Below are 274 nucleotides of genomic sequence, written 5' to 3'. Positions count from 1 at the left end.
CATTCCCATATTGGTCCCGTTGACCTCGTCAACGTGACAACAAGTCATAGCCTGGTGACCATAGCGAGTCGGTACCACCCCTTCCCATCCCGAACAGGACCGTGAAACGACTCCGCGCCGATGATAGTGCGGATTCCCGTGTGAAAGTAGGTCATCGCCAGGCTCTCCCCTCCAACACCCCAGCTCTTACACAGAGCTGGGGTGTTTGTTTTTACACCTCCACAAACGCGCTATCACTCGTCGAGCTCTTCGCGGCAACACATCCCAGCGCCTT

Annotated in this window: 1 rRNA gene; it reads left to right on the top strand. The window is 56.2% G+C overall.

The window, feature by feature from the left end:
- Positions 1 to 50: 50 nt before the first annotated feature.
- A 5S ribosomal RNA gene (gene rrf, locus BEK68_RS19035) occupies positions 51 to 163 on the top strand.
- Positions 164 to 274: the final 111 nt, after the last annotated feature.

This window comes from Ralstonia pickettii, assembly GCF_001699815.1.
GTDB lineage: Bacteria > Pseudomonadota > Gammaproteobacteria > Burkholderiales > Burkholderiaceae > Ralstonia > Ralstonia thomasii.
Note: the sequence above shows the minus strand (reverse complement) of the source record. Positions and strands in the feature narration are given on the sequence as shown.